This is a genomic window from Stenotrophomonas sp. 05L44_2 (assembly GCF_056665995.1).
This window is the reverse complement of the sequence record NZ_JBFTNR010001010.1, coordinates 1-1,064: the sequence shown is the minus strand read 5'-3', so window position 1 is coordinate 1,064 and position 1,064 is coordinate 1. Positions and strand designations below refer to the sequence as shown.

The 1,064-nt window shown below is 64.0% G+C and carries 1 pseudogene; it reads right to left on the bottom strand.

Annotated elements, in window-relative coordinates:
* Positions 1-1,064 (bottom strand): annotated as a pseudogene (dnaE2, locus tag AC1VAN_RS22710) (error-prone DNA polymerase); the annotation flags it as partial.

Below are 1,064 nucleotides of genomic sequence, written 5' to 3'. Positions count from 1 at the left end.
GCTCGAACAGGTGCTCGCCATATTCCAGACTGAAGCCGTTTTTCAACATGCCCGTCAGCAGCTTTTCGCGGTGCGGTTCCAGGCCGCCACGACGCTTCCAGGCGGCCATCGAACGGCGCAGTGCATCGGCTTCGCCGGGTTCATAACCGGCAGCTTCCACCGCCAGCTKCATCACCTGCTCCTGGAACAAGGGCACGCCSAGAGTGCGCGCGAACACGCGTTCCAGTCGCGCTGGATACAGCGGGTTCTCCGGATCATTCAACGCATCCGGGCCTTGTTCGCGCAGGATCCGCCGACGTTCCAGGTAGGGATGCACCATGTCGCCCTGGATCGGCCCGGGGCGCACGATCGCTACTTCGATCACCAGGTCATAGAAATTACGCGGCTGCATGCGTGGCAGCATCGCCATCTGCGCGCGCGACTCGATCTGGAACACGCCGATGGTGTCGGCGKCGCAGATCATGTCGTAGGTCGGCTTGTCATCGTCCTCGATTGCATCCATGCGTCCTTCGTGCAGGCCGTGCTGCTGCAGCATCGCCAGGCATTTGCGGATGGCGGTGAGCATGCCCAGTGCCAGGCAGTCGACCTTCATCAGGCCGGTGGCGTCCAGGTCGTCCTTGTCCCACTGGATSACGSTGCGGTCSGCCATSGCCGCGTTCTCSAYCGGCACCAGCGTCGACAGCGGATGCTCGGAAATCACGAAGCCGCCCGGATGCTGCGACAGATGGCGCGGAAAATCGATCAGCTCGGCGGTCAATGCCAGCAGCCGGCGCATCAACGGTGTTTCCGGATCGAAACCGCGCTCGCGCAGGGTTTCCGGCAACGGAATGTTGCCGCCCCAATGGTCCATCGCCGCGCCCAGCTCGTTGACCTGGTCCATCGGCAGGCCCAGCGCACGGGCGACATCGCGGATCGCGCTGCGGCCACGGTAGCTGATCGCCACCGCCGTCAACGCGGCACGCTCGCGGCCATAGCGGTTGAACACGTACTGCAGCACTTCCTCGCGGCGCTCGTGTTCGAAGTCGATGTCGATGTCCGGTGGTTCATCACGCTCGGCGGAGATG